This is a genomic window from Rhodococcus sp. IEGM 1351, assembly GCF_030056875.1.
Classification (GTDB): Bacteria; Actinomycetota; Actinomycetes; order Mycobacteriales; family Mycobacteriaceae; genus Rhodococcus_F; species Rhodococcus_F opacus.
In genome coordinates, this window is record NZ_JASHKU010000192.1 from 1 (window position 1) to 215 (window position 215).

The 215-nt window shown below is 62.8% G+C and carries 1 protein-coding gene; it reads left to right on the forward strand.

All coding sequences use genetic code 11. From position 1 onward, the window contains the following. On the forward strand, window positions 1-215 hold a 215-nt coding region (locus tag QM806_RS41245; RefSeq protein ID WP_283295091.1), incomplete at both ends, for a fatty acid desaturase family protein.

Below are 215 nucleotides of genomic sequence, written 5' to 3' on the forward strand. Positions count from 1 at the left end.
GGGGTGAGTGGTACTTGCGGCAGATGCTGGGTTGCGCGAACTTCGAGGCGGGCCCGGTCATGGAGTTCATGAGCGGCAACCTCTGCGACCAGATCGAACATCATCTGTTCCCGGACCTGCCGAGCAACCGGCTGCGTGAGATCTCCGTGCGGGTGCAGGCGCTGGCCCAGAAGTACGACCTTCCCTACACGACGGGTTCGCTTCCGATGCAGTAC